A 1,152-nucleotide genomic window follows, 5' to 3' on the forward strand; every position below is an offset into this window, starting at 1 on the left:
GTTGATCGGGTGGTGGTGCGGCCTACGGCGTACTGGCGGGAGCCGGAGAAAGATCGCGTGAAGGCCCTTTTCCGCTGGTAGGCGTATTCAATCTTTGCAATCTCCCACGATGGTTACGTACGTGTCGAACATCGCCCCTCCAGGGAGATCCGGGCTTGCGGTGGTGAGTCGACTCGCCGCCGAGCCTGGCCGCCCCGACGCTCCCCCGCCACCACCGGTGCCCCAACCTGTGGATAACGGAGGGTCCTGTGGACAACAGCCTGATCAAGGTTCCGGTGTGCTACGCCCGCGTCAGGCAGTCACCTTGGCGACGAAGGCGGCGATGTTCGCCACGGTCTTCGGCTCGACGCCCAGACGGCGGCGGCCAGCGCCGGCGGCCGGCACGCCCAGATGACCCGGGCGATCCTGCGCGGCTACCACCTGACGGAGCCCGTAACAGGGACGTTTCCGGACGGACCATGACTGGGTACAGCAGTGATCAAGCGAGCACCACCGACGGCACGCCGGCCCACAACAGGCGGCATGTCGTCCGATCAGAAGGGCCACGGAAGATGACTTTCTGCCGACTCCGTACGACCGGTTCCGTCCGCACCGAGGGCGAGGCCCGCCGATGAGCGCCGTGGCGAACCCCGCGACCGTGGGTGAGTGCCTGCGGGTCGGCACCGGGTTCTCCCAGGGCGACCGGAACTGGATCGCCGAGCAGTTCGCCACCCTCGACGCCCGGCTGGCCGGCTTCCACGCCGACGTCACCGAGCTGGAGGTGTCGGTGAAGGACCGGGAGGCCCGGGGACAGAAGGTAACCCTGGAGTGCTGGATCGCCGGCCGACAGAAGATCGTCACCACCTCCTCGGAGGAGGACCTGCACGCCGCGCTCAACGACGTGCGGGACGACCTGCGCCGCCGGCTCAACGACGCCAAGACCAAGCAGGAGCCCCGGCACAACAAGCACCTGCGCGACACCGGCCAGGCCGAGGCGGCCCCGGTTGACCTCGACAACGACACCGCCCGGGTCGACGCCGAGACGGCCTGATCAGGACCTGAGTAGGGCCGAGGGGGGGGGGGGGGGGGCCCGCCCCCCCCCCCCCCCCGCGGGCCCCCGGGGGGGTTGGCCCCGGGCCCGCCCGGGGGGGGGGGGCGCGGTGGGGGGGGGGG

General features: G+C 70.8%; 2 protein-coding genes. One reads left to right on the forward strand and one right to left on the reverse strand.

Features of this window, described 5'->3' with window-relative positions; translation table 11 throughout:
• Positions 1-291: 291 nt before the first annotated feature.
• Complete coding sequence (locus SNR22_RS29150) at positions 292-420, reverse strand: hypothetical protein (RefSeq protein ID WP_320069893.1); 129 nt, start codon at positions 418-420, stop codon at positions 292-294.
• A gap of 190 nt (positions 421-610) precedes the next feature.
• Here SNR22_RS29150 and SNR22_RS29155 point away from each other — a divergent pair, with 190 nt between their 5' ends.
• The gene (locus tag SNR22_RS29155; protein ID WP_320069894.1) at positions 611-1,030 is read left to right on the forward strand and encodes an HPF/RaiA family ribosome-associated protein; all 420 of its coding nucleotides are present in this window, start codon (positions 611-613) and stop codon (positions 1,028-1,030) included.
• The last annotated feature ends 122 nt before the right edge of the window (positions 1,031-1,152 follow it).

The organism is Micromonospora sp. RTGN7, from assembly GCF_033804645.1.
Classification (GTDB): Bacteria; Actinomycetota; Actinomycetes; order Mycobacteriales; family Micromonosporaceae; genus Micromonospora.